The organism is Shinella sp. BE166 (assembly GCF_051201095.1).
Classification (GTDB): domain Bacteria; phylum Pseudomonadota; class Alphaproteobacteria; order Rhizobiales; family Rhizobiaceae; genus Shinella; species Shinella lacus.
Genome location: NZ_JBPEHL010000001.1, coordinates 778,139 through 792,896, shown reverse-complemented (window position 1 = coordinate 792,896; position 14,758 = coordinate 778,139). Strand labels below are relative to the sequence as shown.

Sequence of the window (14,758 nt, the reverse complement as noted above, 5' to 3'; positions counted from 1 at the left end):
ATGAAGATCCCCTATATCCCGGAAGACGCACCGTTCAACGCCGACCAGCGCGCCTGGCTTTCCGGCTTCCTCGCCGGCCTGCATTCCCGCCTCGCCATCGAAACGCCGGCCGTGGCCGCCGCTAGCGCACCGGCAAAGGCCGCAAGCCTCCACATCCTCTACGGCACCCAGACCGGCAATGCCGAACGGGTGGCGATGGATGCGGCGGCAATCGCCCGCAGCCTGGGGCTCGCGCCGGAAGTGGCTGGCCTCGACGATATCGGCATGGCCGAACTTGCCGCCATGCAGCGCCTGATCGTCGTCACCTCCACCTATGGCGAAGGCGAGATGCCGGACAATGCGCAGCTGTTCTGGGAGGCGCTTTCCGCCGCCGCCGCGCCGCGGCTGGAAGGCTTGCGCTTCGGCGTGCTGGCGCTGGGCGACACCGGCTATGACGGCTTCTGCCAGGCGGGCAAGCTCATCGACATGCGCCTCGAACAGCTCGGCGCGACGCGCATCCTCGCCCGGCGCGACTGCGACATCGACTACGAAGACCCGGCCGCCGCATGGGTCGGCGAGGCCCTGCCGCTTGCCGCCGCGACGGCGGACACCGATGGCATCGCCGTTGTGGCACAGCCGCTCGCCGCCGCCCCGGCCCGCGAGGTTTCCGGCTGGAGCCGCAAGAACCCCTACCCGGCCCGGCTCGCCGTCAACCGCCGGCTTTCCGGCAGCGCGTCGGGCAAGGAAATCCGCCACTACGAATTCGACCTCGGCGATAGCGGGCTCACCTACGAAGCCGGCGACGCGCTCGGCGTCATGCCGGTCAACGACCCCGCGCTCGTGCGTCTCCTCATCTCCCGCCTCGGCGCGGATCCGCAAGCGCCCGTCGGAGACATGCCGATCGAAACCCTGCTCACCACGAAGGTCGAAATCTCGACCCCGTCACGCGACCTGATCGCCGAAGTGGAGCGCCGGGCTGGCAACGAGGAGCTGACCCATGTGCTGCGCAACGGCGACAAGGAAGCGCTCGACGCCTTCCTCTGGGGCAAGGATATCTGCGACCTAGTGGCGCTCGCGCCCGAGGGAGCCTTTTCGGCGACCGAGTTCACGGCCCTGCTGAAGCCGCTCCAGCACCGCGCCTATTCCATCTCGTCCAGCCCGCATGCCGCCACCGACAGCGTGCACCTGACAATCGCCAGCGTGCGCTACCACGCGGATGGCCGCGACCGGGGCGGCGTGTGCTCGACCTTCCTCGCAGACCGTGTGGCGCAGGATGGGACGGCCGGCATCTTCGTTTCCCAGAACAAATCCTTCCGCCTGCCGGCCGACAACGATGCGCCGGTCATCATGGTCGGCCCCGGCACCGGCATCGCCCCCTTCCGCGCCTTCCTGCAGGAGCGCCGCACCCGCGCTGCGAAGGGCCGCAACTGGCTGTTCTTCGGCGACCAGCACCGCGCGAGCGATTTCATCTACGAGGACGAACTGGCGGAGATGAGCCGCGACGGGCTGCTGACACGGCTCGACCTCGCCTTTTCCCGCGACCAGCACGAGAAGATCTACATTCAGACCCGCATGCGGGAGAACGGCAAGGCGCTCTACGCCTGGCTTGAGGACGGCGCGTCGTTCTACGTCTGCGGCGATGCCAGCCGCATGGCCCGCGACGTCGACAGCGCGCTTGCCGACATCATCGCCACCCATGGCGGCATGACGGCAGACCGCGCGACCGATTACATCGCCGGCCTCAAGCGGGAAAAGCGCTATCTGCGCGACGTCTACTGAACTCAGCCGGCGGAGGCCGAAAGCTTGCCGAAACGCTTGCGGAACCAGTCGGCAAGCAGCTCCTTCTCATGCGCCAGCCGTTCGGACCGCCGCGCCGCCGGGCTCCAGAGATAGGTGGCATTGGTGAGGGTTTCCTCGCCGCGGGCAAGGACCCTATCGCCCGCGCGAAGCGTGTAGCGCAGCTTGAAACGCGGCGGCGTGGAATCGCGCAGGATGCGGACGTCGTACAGGCCGGTGTTCCAGGGTTCGTATTGCCCGGCAAGCCGCACATCCAGCACTTCGATATCGAGGCGCTGGCCGGGTTTCAGGTAGCGTTTATCGAGTTTGTGAAGATACCGCGTCAGTTCGGCGGTGATGCGCTCGCGTTTCGCCTCGCTGCGGAAATCCCGGTCGCGGTATCGTTCGGGATGGACGAAGGCGACACGGACCGCCGCCTCGGCGACGGCTGTGGTGAGCATCAGGGCAATGGTGGCCGCCGCAAGGCACTTCACGACACGCATGGATCTTCTCCGCTCATCGGCATGGTCGCATAGGCAGAAGATAGGTTTTCATAAGCCGATTTCTCCGGCGCGACGATCAAACAGATTCATCTCTTGTCACGAGACAAAAAGATGATGGTTTTTGTCATCTTAATACATCCAGCCCGGTGGCGCCATCGGGCGGTAGCCATTTGGACAGGGCATCCAGATCGAGAAACGCCGCATAGATAGTCCGTGGCGTCGATCCGATCCGCCTTTAGGCGATATGCCGTCGATCATCCATGGCTCTCCGCTCCCTTCGCAGCCACCGCATTGCGGGCAGTCTGAAAGAAAAGTGGGACTTTTACGAGGTCACCAGCGGCGCTTTAACGTCGCCGGAGTAGCTCTCCTTCGCAGCGGATCTGGCCTGGCGGATATACGCCACAAGCCGCGCAGAATTTGACGGATGCCAATTCCATTGACCGCAGAGATGGGTACAATCCGGCAAACTGCTTTGCTCATCAGTCGAGGTCCTACAACGTGCCGGCGCAACAGGACGACGATCAGAAGGCCCAACCGGCCGTGACCATGCCGCCCGCCTCCACCGAAGGCCTTGCCGCCAGCGAAGCGCGCCTGCGCTTCCTCGACGTGCTCGGCAAGGCGACGGCACCGAGCGCGGATGCGGACGAGATCCTCGCGATCACCACGCGGATGCTCGGCCAATATCTCGACGTCTCCGTCTGCGCCTATGCCGACATGGAGCCCGACCAGGACCATTTCACCATCCGCGGAGATTGGAGCGCCTCTGGCTCGTCCAGCATCCGCGGCTATTACAGCCTCGCCGCCTTCGGCGTGCGCGCGGTGGACGATCTGCATGCGGGGCGGCCGCTCGTCATCAATGACAACCGCGCCGAGCTGCCGCCGGAAGAGGCCGCCACGTTCCAGGCGATCGGCATTTCCGCCACCATCTGTATGCCGCTCGTCAAGCAGGGCCGCCTCACCGCGCTGATGGCGATCCACCACCGGCAGCCGCATGTCTGGCAGCCGACGGAACTCGCTCTTCTCGGCGAGGTGACGGAGCGCTCCTGGGCGCATATCGAGCGCGTGCGCTCGCAGCAGACGGCGCGCGAAGCGGCGGAGCGGCTGAAGCTCGCGACGGACGCCGCCTCGATCGGCATCTGGGATTTCGACGTCACCGCCAACCGGCTGACCTGGGATACTCGCTGCAAGGCGCTGTTCGGCCTGCCGCCGGATGCCGAGATCACCTATGAAAGCAGCTTCCTGGCCGGGCTTCACCCGGACGATCGCGACCGGGCGGACAAGGCGGTGCAGGAATCGGTGTTCGGCACCGTCACGAAACCCTTCAATATCGAATACCGGACGATCGGCATCACCGACCACCGCGAGCGCTGGATCGCCGCCAATGGCGACGTCGTCGCCTCCGACGACGGGGTGCGGTTCGTCGGCTCCGTGCGCGATATCACAGCGCAGAAGAAGGCCGAACGCCACCTTCAGATCATGAACGATACCGGCGCGACGATTGCCGCCGAACTCGATCTCGAAAAGATCGTCCAGACCGTTACCGATGCCGGCGTCGAACTGTCGGGCGCGGAATTTGGCGCCTTCTTCTACAATGTGCTCGACAATGAAGGCGGCAGCTACATGCTGTACGCGCTGTCGGGCGCCCCGCGCAGCGCCTTCGAGACCTACCCGATGCCGCGCGCGACGGATGTCTTCAAGCCCACCTTTCTCGGCGAAGGCGTGGTGCGCTCCAACGATATCCTGAAGGACCCGCGTTACGGCCACAACCTGCCGAGAAAGGGCATGCCGGAAGGCCACCTGCCGGTGCGCTCCTATCTCGCGGTGCCGGTCATCTCGCGGTCGGGCGCGGTGCTCGGCGGCCTGTTCTTCGGTCACCAGGAGACCGAGCGCTTCGGCGAGGAACACGAGACCGCGCTGCTCGGCATTGCCGGCCATGCCGCAACCGCGATCGATAATGCCCGGCTGTTCCAGGCCGTGGAGGCGGAGCTCGCCGAGCGGCGGCGTGCGGAAGCGGCCCTCCAGGCGCTGAACGCCACGCTGGAAGAGCGGGTCGCGGAAGAGGTGGCCGAGCGCGCCAAGGCGGAGGAGCAGCTGCGCCAAGCGCAGAAGATGGAGGCGGTCGGCCAGCTCACCGGCGGTATCGCCCACGATTTCAACAACATGTTGGCCGTCATCCTCGGCGGGCTCAGCATGCTGCAACGACGGCTTGCGCGCGGCGACACCGATGTCGGCCGCTTCGTCGACGGCGCGGTGGATGCGGCGCAGCGCGCCGCGACGCTGACCCAGCGACTGCTCGCCTTTTCCCGGCGCCAGCCGCTTTCGCCGCAGCCGCTCGATCCCAACCGCGTGGTCGGCGGCATGAGCGAGCTCCTGAACCGCACGCTCGGCGAGACCGTTGCGCTCGAAACCGTGCTTGCCGCCGGCGCCTGGCAGATCAATGCCGACCCTGGCCAGCTTGAAAACACGCTGCTCAATCTCTGCGTCAATGCCCGCGACGCTATGCTGAACGGTGGCCGGCTGACGATCGAGACGGCGAATATCTATGTCGACGAGCGTTATGCGCGCGACGCCGGCCTGGAAACCGGCCAGTTCGTGCTGATCGCCGTCACCGATACGGGCACCGGCATGGCCGATGCCGTCGTCGCCAAGGCCTTCGACCCCTTCTATACGACGAAGGCCGTCGGCAAGGGTACGGGGCTCGGGCTCAGCCAGGTCTACGGCTTCGTGCGGCAGTCGGGCGGTGCGGTGAAGCTATACTCGGAAATCGGCGTCGGCACGACGGTCAAGGTCTACCTGCCGCGGCACTACGGGGCGATCGCCGCCGCGGAAGAAAACACGGCGGTGCAGCACCTTTCCCCCGGCCGCGAGGGCGAAGTGATCATGGTGGTGGAGGATGACGACCGGGTCCGCGCTGTCTCCGCCGATGCATTGCGCGAACTCGGCTATACGGTGATCGAGGCTGCGGATGGCGCAGAGGCCCTGCGCATCATCGAAGGCGGCCAGACCCTTTCGCTGCTTTTCACCGATGTCGTGATGCCGGGCATATCCGGCCGCGAGCTGGTCGACCAGCTGCGCACGAAGGGCGTGAGCGTGCCGGTACTCTACACGACCGGCTACACGCGCAACGCCATCGTGCACAACGGCATCCTGGAGCCCCATACGCAGCTCCTGCCAAAGCCTTTCACGATCGAGGATCTCGCAAACAAGATCCGCTCGATCCTCGACGTGAAATCCCTGCGGGAAACCGACTAGGACGCGATGCGGCGGCCGACCGAGCGGCTGCGCTTGTCCAGCGCCTTGGCGAGCGCATCGATGATATCCTCGTCGCTGAAGGGCTTGCGCACCACCGCGAGCGCACCGTCGAAACCCTGCTGCACTGGACCAGGATCGCCCGTCACGAAGATCACGTCGATGCCGAAACGGTCGATCAGGCGGCGGGCGAGCAGATGGCCGCTATTGCCGTCGGAAAGGCCGAGGTCCACCAGCGCAATATCGGTGCGCGGCGCATAGGCGAGCGCCTGCTCCATGGTCGAAACCGGGCCGATGGTCTCATGGCCCTGTTCCTGCACCACTGTTTCCAGAAGCTCCGCGATCAGCGATTCATCCTCGACGATCAACACCCGCATATCCATCCTCCTCTGGGTCAGTCCGATTTCGACACGTGTTCCGGCTTGCCCTTTCGCTTGGTCGAAGCCATTTCCTTCAGTTCGCCTTCGGACATCGATTTCTCCATGTCCTTGGACGCGCCTTTCAATTCGCTCTTCTTGATATCGCCGCGCTTGGCCGCAAGGGCTGCTCCCGCGGCCTTTTGCTGGGCTTTCGATTTTGCTGGCATGGGAAGACCTCCGTGAGCCTGTCGCCTTCGAACTGGCGAAGGGGCCAAAAGTTCCACGCAGCAAAAAGGCCGCCGGCAAAACCGGCGGCCCAGGGCTACTAAAGGCTGATCCGCGCTGGATTCGAGGCGAACGCGGATTTCGAGGTCAGGCCTTCGGCAGCAGAACCTTGTCGATGACGTGGATCACGCCGTTCGACTGCTTGACGTCGGCGATCGTCACGGTGGCCGTGCCGCCGGTCTCGTCGGTCAGCGTGATCTTGTCGCCATCCATCTTGGCCGACAGCATGCAGCCGCCGACGGTTTTGACCGGGTGGTCGCCCTTGTCGTCGGCAATCATCTTGCCGATCGCGTCGGACATCGCATTGGCGGACACCACATGGCAGGTCAGAACCTTGACGAGCTGGTCCTTGTTTTCCGGCTTCAGCAGCGAGTCGACTGTGCCGGCCGGCAGCGCCGCGAAGGCTTCGTTCGTCGGCGCGAAGACGGTGAACGGGCCGGCGCCGGAAAGCGTCTCGACGAGGCCGGCGGCCTTCACCGCGGCGACCAGCGTTGTGTGATCCTTCGAGTTGACAGCGTTCTCGACGATGGTCTTGTCTTCGAACATCGCCGCGCCGCCGACCTTCGGGTTTTCGGCATGGGCGGCAAAGGCGCTGAGGGCGAAAACGGAGGCGAGCGCGGCGGTGCGGAGCGTGAAACGGATCATGGTGGAGTGGTCCTTCTTTTCGGCCCGCATGATGCGGGTCCTCCCGGTTGCGATGCCCGACGGGCGATCACTTCGAGCAACGGGACCTTGGGAAAAAGAGTTTCAGGACCGGCGATCTTTTTTCGTAAAATATTGAAAAGGCGCGGAAAATTCGGTCAATCGAACCGCGCGGCACCCGACGCGATGACCGGCCCGGTCGCGCTGCCCGTCGGCGAGCCGCCGAAGGGTTCGACGCTGACGGCCAGCACCGCGCCCTGCACGAGACGGCCACGCATCACGGCCGGCACGGCAAGTTCGCCCTCGCCGGTCTGCGGCAGCACGCCGAGCGAGACCGGCGCCTTGCCATCCTCGACGAGCCAGAGTTCCAGCGATTTTTCCTGCGCCCTGCCGGCAGCGACCGGGGTCACGCGAAGCATACCGCTCGCATCGTCATACCGCGCCACCAGGTTGACCGTGGCTCCCTCGCCCGCCAGATCAGCGACAAGCCGCCCGCCCTGCACATCGCGAGGCCCGACGAGCGTGCTCATCCAGATGCCAAGGCCGGCGGCCACAGCGATCGAGGCGAAGGCCAGCGAGCGCCAGAGCGCCAGCGAATTCCAGAAGCCGCCAGACAAAACCGTGTCGCGCGGGGCGGCGCCGAGAATGCGCTGTTCGATGGCGGAAAAAGTCAGCGGCGAGGGTTGCAGCGCCTCGTAGTCGTCGTTGAAGGTGGCGAGGTTTTCCTCCCAGCGGCTCACCATGGCGGCGAACGCGCGGTCGCGCGCCAGCCGCGCCTCGACCTTGCGGCGGTCTTCGGCGGAAAGCACCCCGAGCACGTATTCGCCGGCGATCACCTCGTCGCGGCGGGGGTCTTTCATGTCTTTGTCGGGCGCCGTCATCGGCTCATGCACTCTCTCAGTTTCAAAAGGCTCCGGCGAAGCCAGGTTCTCACCGTGTTCAGCGGCACGCCATACGCCTCCGCGAGCTCCTCATAGCTGAGGCCCTCGACATAGGCGCGCCGTACGGCGGCGGCCTTGTCGGGCTCGAGCCGGTCCATGCAGGCGTCGATCCGGCGGCCCTCCGAGCGCAATATGGCATTTTCTTCCGGCGTCGCCAGCGTGTCGGCAATATCGTAGGCCGCATCGATGTTCGACGCCACAGGCTTACGCGCCCGGATGCGGTCGATCGCCTGATGGCGGGCGATGGCGGCAAGCCAGGCCATCGCATGGGTTTCGCTCTCGACATAGCGGTCGGCGCGCTGCCAGATCTTGACGTAGACATCCTGCAACACCTCTTCCGCATCGCTCCTGTCCTTGAGGATACGAAAGCAGATGCCAAAAAGTTTCGAGGCGGTCAGATCATAAAGGGCGGCGAAGGCCTTGCGGTCCTTCAGCGACACGCGCCCGATGAGATAGGAGATGTCGTCGCCGGTCACACGCGTCTTCCGTCATGTCGCTGAAGTGCACTCCCCCATTACGCTGCGCGCCGCCGAACGGATCATCAGCAGCGGGTCAGATCTGCCGGCCGATGAGGTGATCGAGCGAATGCCGGTTGGCGCCGCGCACCACGAAGAACAGCGTGATCGCCGCCCAGAGGATCGATTTCTCGGCGCCGAACAGGCCCTGTTCCTGCAGTACGCCGTGGAAATAGACGGTGACGAGCAGGATGACGGTGGTCACGAGCGCTGCGAACCGGGTGAAGAGCCCGAGCATCAGGCAGACCCCGCCGGCAAACTCGCTGACCGAAAGCAGCGGCGACCAGAAGGCGCCCGGATAGAAGCCGATGCTCTCCACCATGCCGGCGGCACCGAGCGGATCGAGGATTTTCGGCAGGCCATGCGTGACGAGAAGCCCGCCGGCCACGACGCGCAGAAACGTCTCGGCGCCGACATGCAGCCGATCGTAGAGCGGGGAAAGCAAGGGGATATAGAGGCGTGCGGAAGCCGTCGGCTCCGCGTTGGAATTCGACATGGTGCGCTCCTTTGGGGTTTTTCAGGTGGGACAGTCGTCCCGCCCGGCAACGGGATAGGTGGTATTGGTGAACCCGGGGATGGTGATCGCCGCCGGATCGAGGCCGTTGTCGCTCAGTTCGTCGATGATGAATTCGGCGACGGAGTTCGACAGGAGTTGGCGCGGGTCCTCCATCACCATACGCAGGCGGGAGATGGCGGTGAAGCGGTCGTCCGGATGTTGCAGCCGCGGCATCTCGCTGAGCGTGCCGGCGGGATCGGTGATTACCGAGGCCTCGCCGATATCGGGCACGAAGGCGGGGAAGCCGGCGAACATCTTCCCGCCGATCTCCGCCGTTACCCGCGTCTTGCACCAGAGCGTGCGATAGGCCTTCTCCAGGTCTTGCAGGTCGGCACCGCTCTTGATCATATCGAGGTTGAGGCTCGGCGCGTGCGGGGAGATCAGCAGATGCTCGGGCGCAAGCGTCTTTTGCGAGGCGCGCCATAGGAGGTGGCACATATTGTTGGTGGCCCAAGTGAGGCCCGCCGTCGGCCGGCCGGAACTGCCGCAGATCATCACCATCACGGTGCGCCAGTCGAGTTCCAGCGTGTTCAGCCAGCGCATCATGCGATGGGTGATATCGAGGAAGGTCAGCGCGAAGGTCGCGACCATGACATCATTGTAGGGAACCGGCAGGCCGCCTGGCTGCGCCGGCTCCAGGAAACGCTCGCGAAGCGCTGCGTAGGTGAAGACGGACGGGTCCGAAAGCCCGGCGCGCAGATAGTCTTCGCTGGCGCGACAGGCATAGTCGACCAAGTCGACAATCTTCGGCTCCCAACCCTTCCACGCCTCGACCGCGACCTCGGAGGTCCAATAGGGCACGGTCGAGATCGCGCGCACCTCCTCGCACTGCGCCAGGAACCGGCGAGCCCAGACCTGCCATCCGTCCCCCTCCTCCTGCATCTCGACCACCCAGGCCATGGCGGTGCCGAGATGGGAGACGGCGGTCAGTTCCTTGAAACCGCGGGTGCTATGGCGAAAGCTCTCATAGACCGGATCGCGACCGCGGCCGGGGAAGAGCACGAGGTCGGACCCGGTCGAGATCAGGAGGGCCGTGTCGGCGGTCGCATCGCGCTTCTTCTGGCTGAGTTCGGCCGCGATGCTGTTTGGGCCGGTGTAAAGCTCGTAGAGATCGACGAAACGCGGATCGGGTCTGTAGGACATGGACTGACTGCTCCTGAAACGGCAAACGCGCCGTTCAACCTAGAAATTCATAAATCGCGGTGTTTTCCGAGAACCGGACGTCCGGCGTCAGGCTGTTCGTCACGACGAGATATTGCCTGCCATCGGCCTCGAAGAACGCGGCATCCGTGCCGCCGAAGGTCTCGAACCGGTCGACGCGTTCCCATGTTTCCCCGGACCAGGCGTAGATCACGGAGAGGAGATCGGTCTTCGGTGCCTTCGGCGAGCCCTCGATGAAATTGACCTGCACGAGATAGTGCCGCCCTCCATGGGTGATGGAGGCGAATTCCCGGCCGCCCGGACCGCTCAGCACCTGCATCGGCTCGAAATTCTCGCTGTTCCAGCGGTAGACCACCGTGTCATCGGCGATGGCGGCGAAGGCCACCTGCACCGGTGCGGGCACCGGCAGGACATGGAAGGCGCGACCGGTCTTGCCCTCGAAACGCTGGAAGACCGCAAAAGTCTCGCCGGTCCATTCGAGCATCACAGACTTGCCGGTATGGTCGGCATAGGCAAGAAACTGCCGGTCGCCGACCACGATCTTCGTCCAGTTGTAGCCCCAGGGACCATCGAGCGTCAGGAAGGGAACGAAGGCGGCGCCGTCCCATTCGAAGATCGCGGACTGGCGCGGATTGGTGGCCTCGACACCCTCGACGGTCACGCCGAGCGCCAGCGCGAGGAAGAGACGGTCGCCGAAGCGCAAGGCCTTCCACTGCTTCGCAAGGAAGCCGGCAAAGCGCTGGAATGGCTGCCATTCGCCACCGACATATTCGTAAACGACGGAATCCACATTTGGTTGATAAGGTCCTGCCCCCGTGCGGGCACTGGCGGTGGCGAGGAAACGCCGGTCGCCGATCGTGAAGAATTCCGCATCCTCGCCGCCCGGAACCGGCAGGCTGGAGGCCGGCACGAAGCCGCCGTTCACCCATTCGAAGATCAAGAGGTCGGTGTTGCTGTCGCCGCTGTTCATATGCGCCGGCAGGTCCGCCACGTCATAGGCAAGCTGCGGGATGGCGAGGAAGAGGCGGCCATCCATGCGGAAGATTTCGCAGGCGCGGGCGCCGGAGGTCGGCAGGCTCGCGACGCGCCGCAGCAGCCCGCCCTCGGACAGGGCGTTTCCGCCGCGCTCCTCCCGATCGCTCCTCATTGCTTTATCCACGGATGCCTCCCTGCATGATGATTTATCTGCCCATTATTGGGAGAATTCGCCTTTCGCAGCCAATTCAATTTTTGCGCGTTTTGTTTTGCAAAATGCATCAATCGCCGCTTATCATCCCACCGCCTAAAACAACAAAAAAGCGCCGCCCCGGATAATCGCCATGAACTTCAAGCACTTGCTTTATTTCCGCACGCTCGCCGAGGAGCTGCATTTCCGCCGAGCGGCCGAAAAGCTCAACATAACCCAGTCGCCGCTGTCGATCGCGATCCAGAACCTGGAGGAGGAGCTGGGAGCGCCCCTCTTTTTGCGCACCCAGCGCAGCGTGCAGCTCACCGAGTTCGGCCGGCTGCTCTACCACCACTCGCTCGGCATCCTGGAGCGCATCGATACATGCGAACAGGAAATGAAGGCGGTGGCGAGCGGCAAGGCGGGGCAGTTGCGCATCGGCTTCACTGCGGCCTCCTCCCTGCTTTCGCCGTTTCCGGCCCTGATCCATGCGTTCCGCAATCACTATCCCGATATCAACGTCACGCTGAAGGAGCACACCAGCATCGCCCAGTTGCGGGCGATCGGCGAGCGGGAGTTGGATGTCGGCGTGATCCGCCGTCCGCAGCGCAACCTCGTCTCCGGCATCTCGTTCCGCAAGCTTGCGACGGACCGGCTGGTCGTCGCGGCGCACAGCGGCCACCCGCTGCTCGAAAAGGCGGAAATCCGTATCCAAGACCTCGCCGATCAGAATTTCATCTTCTACCCGCGCAAGATCGGCGTCGGCATCTACGACCAGTTCATCGAACTGTGCGGCAAGCGCGGCTTTTTCCCGAATATCGTGCAGGAGGCGCAGGAGGCGACGACGATCATCGGCCTCGTGGCGTCCGGCCTCGGCATCGCCGTCGTGCCGTCCGGCCTGCAATTCATCAAGATCCCCAATGTCGCCTTCCTGCCGCTTGCCGATGACGACGCGGAGACCGACCTGTTCCTGGCCTTTCGCGCCGGCGAGGAAAATCCGCGCATCGCCCATCTCATCCGATTGGCGCAAACGGCCTTCCACAACCAGGAAGGCTGAGGCCTTTCAGCCCCAGCCTGCCCGTTCGGGATTTTTGCGCCCAACCTATTCGTCGAGCCAGGTCGAGGACTGGTCGAGATAGAGGAAGTTGCTGGGGTTGAAGGTCCAGCCCTCCAGCGCGGCATTCATCGCGACGATGCGTTCGAGCCACACGACCGGCACGGAATAGGACTTTTCGTAGAGCCGGCTTTCGAAGGTGCGCAGCAGCGCCATGCGCTTGGCCTTGTCCTGCTCCAGTGCCTGTTTGTGCCACAGATCGTCGAGTTCGCGATCCGTGAAGCGGCCGGCCGAACGGGCAGAAACGTCATGCGAGACATATTTCGTCATCTGCTCGGTCGGCTCCTCGCGCAGCGCCGAATAGATATCGATGATCACCTGGTAGGACCCCTCGGAAAGGGCGGCCGCCCATGGCGGGGTCTCGACCACGACGTTGCGAGCGTTGACGCCGATCTGGCGCCACTGGTCTGCCAGGAAGACGCCGAAATCGACGACGATCGGCGGACCGTTGCGCACCGTCAGGTCGAAGCTCAGGTTCTCCTGGCCGGCCTCCTTGAGCAGGCGCTTGGCCTCCTCGCGCGCCGCCGCGATGTCGGTGCCGAAGCCGGCCATCTTCTGAAGCTCGGCGTCGGACGCGGCGAACTGCCCGCCCGGCAGGAAGATGCCGCCTGCATAGCGCATCTCGGTCGTGCGGCCGAGGCCCTTGACGCCACCCCAGCGGTCGATGGCGAGGTTCAGCGCGCGGCGGACGCGCTCGTCGTCGAAGGGCGGCTTTTCGGCGTTGAAGGTCACCAGGAAATGGGTGAGCGCTGGGCCGGATTCGATGGAAATGCCGTCACCAAGGCTCTGCTTCAGCCGATCGGCACCCTGCGGGCTGACGCCGCGGAAATCCGTGTGGATCTGCCCGGCCTGGATGGCGTTCACCACCGCCGGCCCCTCCATCGTGTAGGATTCGAGGCCGTCGAGATAGGGCTGGCCTTCGCGGAAATAATCCTCGAACTTCGACGACTTCCAGACCGAGCCCGAGACGAACTCGTCGAAGACGAAGGGGCCGCTGCCCATGACCTTCTCTTTCGGATAGCTCGCATCCGACTTCAGAAGTGCTGCCGAATAGACGCAGTTATAGGGCGAGGCGAAGGTGCCAAGCACGGATTCGTCCCATTCCTTCAGCTTGAAGCGCACCGTGTAGTCGTCGACGACGTCGATCTTCTCGATCTGCCGGAAGGTCTCCAGTCGTTCGGAAACAACGCCTTCCGGCGGCCACGTCAGCCGATCGTAGGTCGCCGCGATGTCGGCCGCCTTCAGGTCGCTGCCGTCGTGGAACTTCACACCCGGGCGAAGCTTGAAAGTGTAGGTCAGGTCGGCAGGGTTGGCTTCCCAGCTATCGGCGAGGTCCCCCTCGATATCGGGATAGCTGCCGGGCTTGAATCGCAGCAGGGTGGAATAGTGCGGCGCAAGCCGCATCAGGGCCGCAAAATGGTTGGCGGCGTGGCAATCGAAATTGGCCGGATCGTCACTCACCGCATAGCGCAGGATGCCGCCCTCCTTCGGCTCCTGCGCGGCCGCGACAGCGCCGTTCAGCAGCAGCGCGCCCATCGCGGCGAGCGCCAGTATCTTCCCGTGGATCGTCATGTCGTTTCCTCCCTAGAAACATGCAAAGCAGTATCAGCGGTCCGAGCGCGCCTTCGGGTCGAAGACGTCGCGCAGCGCATCCCCGAACATCGAGAAGGCGAAGACCACCAGTGCGATGGCGAGGCCGGGATAGATGACAATCCACGGCGCGGTCATCGAGGTATTGAAGGCATTGCCGGCAAGCATCAGTCCCCAGGACGGCGTGGGCTCGGCCACGCCCAGCCCGAGGTAGGACAGCGACGCCTCGATAAGGATCGCCTGGCTGATGAAGGCGGTGAGCATCACGATATACGGCCCGAAAATGTTCGGCGCCATGTGGCGCACGATAATGCGCAGGTCGCTGAAGCCGAGCGTCACGGCGGCGTCGATATAAGACAGGTTGCGGATGGTCAGCGCCTGCGAGCGGGCGACACGCGCCATCTTCGGAATGATCGGCAGCGCGATTGCAAAGACGAGGTTGAGGTCGACCCCATAGACCATATTGCGCCCGAGGCTGGAGACGAGCACCAGCGCCAGAACCGTGATCGGGATCGCCAGCAGGATTTCCATGAAGCGCTCGACGATTGCATCGACCCAGCCGCCGGCATAGGCCGAGGTGATGCCGACGAAGAGGCCGATCGTGCAGCCGATGAAGCTCGCCGAAACGCCGATGAGGAAGGCCGTCCTGCCACCATAGAGGATGCGCGAAAGGAGATCGCGGCCAAAGCTGTCCGTGCCCATCCAGTGGGCCAAGGACGGCGGGGCGATGGCGTTGCCGTAGTCGGTGGCGAGCGGGTCGTAGGGCGCAATCCACGGGGCGGCAAAGGCGATCACGAAGCCGAGCACGATCAGCACCAGGCCGAGCGCGCCGAGCGGCTGGCCGAGGATGTGTTTCGTCACCGGCCCGCGCGGCTTGGGCAGGGTCGTCCAGAGTTCGGTCGCGACAGAGGATTTGCGCATGG

14 protein-coding genes are annotated in these 14,758 nt (G+C 64.5%); 3 read left to right on the top strand and 11 right to left on the bottom strand.

Annotation, left to right across the window (positions count from 1 at the left end):
• Positions 1–1,758, top strand: a complete 1,758-nt coding sequence (locus J2Y63_RS03620) for a sulfite reductase subunit alpha (RefSeq protein WP_435264965.1) — start codon at positions 1–3, stop codon at positions 1,756–1,758.
• A 2-nt stretch (positions 1,759–1,760) separates the two neighbouring features.
• Here J2Y63_RS03620 and J2Y63_RS03615 read toward each other — a convergent pair whose 3' ends face one another.
• Positions 1,761–2,258, bottom strand: a complete 498-nt coding sequence (locus tag J2Y63_RS03615) for a DUF3016 domain-containing protein (protein ID WP_435264964.1) — start codon at positions 2,256–2,258, stop codon at positions 1,761–1,763.
• A gap of 546 nt (positions 2,259–2,804) precedes the next feature.
• Here J2Y63_RS03615 and J2Y63_RS03610 point away from each other — a divergent pair.
• The gene (locus J2Y63_RS03610) at positions 2,805–5,510 is read left to right on the top strand and encodes a GAF domain-containing protein (protein WP_435265036.1); all 2,706 of its coding nucleotides are present in this window, start codon (positions 2,805–2,807) and stop codon (positions 5,508–5,510) included.
• Here J2Y63_RS03610 and J2Y63_RS03605 read toward each other — a convergent pair.
• The 8 genes from J2Y63_RS03605 to J2Y63_RS03570 form a co-directional block, all read right to left on the bottom strand.
• Complete coding sequence (locus J2Y63_RS03605; protein WP_435264963.1) at positions 5,507–5,884, bottom strand: response regulator; 378 nt, start codon at positions 5,882–5,884, stop codon at positions 5,507–5,509. The two genes, J2Y63_RS03610 and J2Y63_RS03605, sit on opposite strands and share 4 nt — an antisense overlap.
• 17 nt (positions 5,885–5,901) lie before the next feature.
• Positions 5,902–6,093 (bottom strand): DUF3008 family protein, encoded by a 192-nt coding sequence (locus J2Y63_RS03600; RefSeq protein WP_256115396.1) that lies wholly within the window; start codon positions 6,091–6,093, stop codon positions 5,902–5,904.
• 145 nt (positions 6,094–6,238) lie between these two features.
• Entirely contained in the window at positions 6,239–6,796 is a 558-nt protein-coding gene (locus J2Y63_RS03595) for a fasciclin domain-containing protein (protein ID WP_435265035.1), read from the bottom strand.
• A gap of 155 nt (positions 6,797–6,951) precedes the next feature.
• Positions 6,952–7,674 (bottom strand): anti-sigma factor, encoded by a 723-nt coding sequence (locus J2Y63_RS03590; RefSeq protein WP_435264962.1) that lies wholly within the window; start codon positions 7,672–7,674, stop codon positions 6,952–6,954.
• A complete protein-coding gene (locus J2Y63_RS03585) occupies positions 7,671–8,210 on the bottom strand; it encodes a sigma-70 family RNA polymerase sigma factor (protein WP_435264961.1) in 540 nt (179 codons plus the stop codon). The genes J2Y63_RS03590 and J2Y63_RS03585 overlap by 4 nt, the downstream gene beginning before the upstream one ends.
• Positions 8,211–8,286: 76 nt before the next feature.
• The gene (locus J2Y63_RS03580; RefSeq protein ID WP_435264960.1) at positions 8,287–8,745 is read right to left on the bottom strand and encodes a DoxX family protein; all 459 of its coding nucleotides are present in this window, start codon (positions 8,743–8,745) and stop codon (positions 8,287–8,289) included.
• A gap of 21 nt (positions 8,746–8,766) precedes the next feature.
• Positions 8,767–9,948, bottom strand: coding sequence for a DUF5624 domain-containing protein (locus tag J2Y63_RS03575; protein ID WP_435264959.1), 1,182 nt, complete (start codon positions 9,946–9,948; stop codon positions 8,767–8,769).
• A 34-nt stretch (positions 9,949–9,982) separates the two neighbouring features.
• Complete coding sequence (locus J2Y63_RS03570) at positions 9,983–11,125, bottom strand: hypothetical protein (protein WP_435264958.1); 1,143 nt, start codon at positions 11,123–11,125, stop codon at positions 9,983–9,985.
• 160 nt (positions 11,126–11,285) lie between these two features.
• On the opposite strand from J2Y63_RS03570, the gene J2Y63_RS03565 reads away from it, so the two are divergent.
• Entirely contained in the window at positions 11,286–12,188 is a 903-nt protein-coding gene (locus tag J2Y63_RS03565; RefSeq protein ID WP_256114507.1) for a LysR family transcriptional regulator, read from the top strand.
• A 45-nt stretch (positions 12,189–12,233) separates the two neighbouring features.
• Here the strand turns inward: J2Y63_RS03565 and J2Y63_RS03560 are convergent, their stop codons facing one another.
• Both J2Y63_RS03560 and J2Y63_RS03555 read right to left on the bottom strand, forming a co-directional pair.
• Entirely contained in the window at positions 12,234–13,817 is a 1,584-nt protein-coding gene (locus J2Y63_RS03560) for an ABC transporter substrate-binding protein (protein WP_435264957.1), read from the bottom strand.
• Between the two features lie 33 nt (positions 13,818–13,850).
• Entirely contained in the window at positions 13,851–14,756 is a 906-nt protein-coding gene (locus tag J2Y63_RS03555) for an ABC transporter permease (RefSeq protein ID WP_435264956.1), read from the bottom strand.
• Positions 14,757–14,758 lie beyond the last annotated feature (2 nt).

What these genes read in the sequence shown, in the direction of transcription:
- J2Y63_RS03620 (WP_435264965.1), top strand. Translation starts at nt 1, where the DNA reads ATGAAGATCCCCTATATCCCGGAAGACGCACCGTTCAACGCCGACCAG.
- J2Y63_RS03615 (WP_435264964.1), bottom strand. Translation starts at nt 2,258, where the DNA reads ATGCGTGTCGTGAAGTGCCTTGCGGCGGCCACCATTGCCCTGATGCTC.
- J2Y63_RS03610 (WP_435265036.1), top strand. Translation starts at nt 2,805, where the DNA reads ATGCCGCCCGCCTCCACCGAAGGCCTTGCCGCCAGCGAAGCGCGCCTG.
- J2Y63_RS03605 (WP_435264963.1), bottom strand. Translation starts at nt 5,884, where the DNA reads ATGCGGGTGTTGATCGTCGAGGATGAATCGCTGATCGCGGAGCTTCTG.
- J2Y63_RS03600 (WP_256115396.1), bottom strand. Translation starts at nt 6,093, where the DNA reads ATGCCAGCAAAATCGAAAGCCCAGCAAAAGGCCGCGGGAGCAGCCCTT.
- J2Y63_RS03595 (WP_435265035.1), bottom strand. Translation starts at nt 6,796, where the DNA reads ATGATCCGTTTCACGCTCCGCACCGCCGCGCTCGCCTCCGTTTTCGCC.
- J2Y63_RS03590 (WP_435264962.1), bottom strand. Translation starts at nt 7,674, where the DNA reads ATGACGGCGCCCGACAAAGACATGAAAGACCCCCGCCGCGACGAGGTG.
- J2Y63_RS03580 (WP_435264960.1), bottom strand. Translation starts at nt 8,745, where the DNA reads ATGTCGAATTCCAACGCGGAGCCGACGGCTTCCGCACGCCTCTATATC.
- J2Y63_RS03575 (WP_435264959.1), bottom strand. Translation starts at nt 9,948, where the DNA reads ATGTCCTACAGACCCGATCCGCGTTTCGTCGATCTCTACGAGCTTTAC.
- J2Y63_RS03565 (WP_256114507.1), top strand. Translation starts at nt 11,286, where the DNA reads ATGAACTTCAAGCACTTGCTTTATTTCCGCACGCTCGCCGAGGAGCTG.
- J2Y63_RS03560 (WP_435264957.1), bottom strand. Translation starts at nt 13,817, where the DNA reads ATGACGATCCACGGGAAGATACTGGCGCTCGCCGCGATGGGCGCGCTG.
- J2Y63_RS03555 (WP_435264956.1), bottom strand. Translation starts at nt 14,756, where the DNA reads ATGCGCAAATCCTCTGTCGCGACCGAACTCTGGACGACCCTGCCCAAG.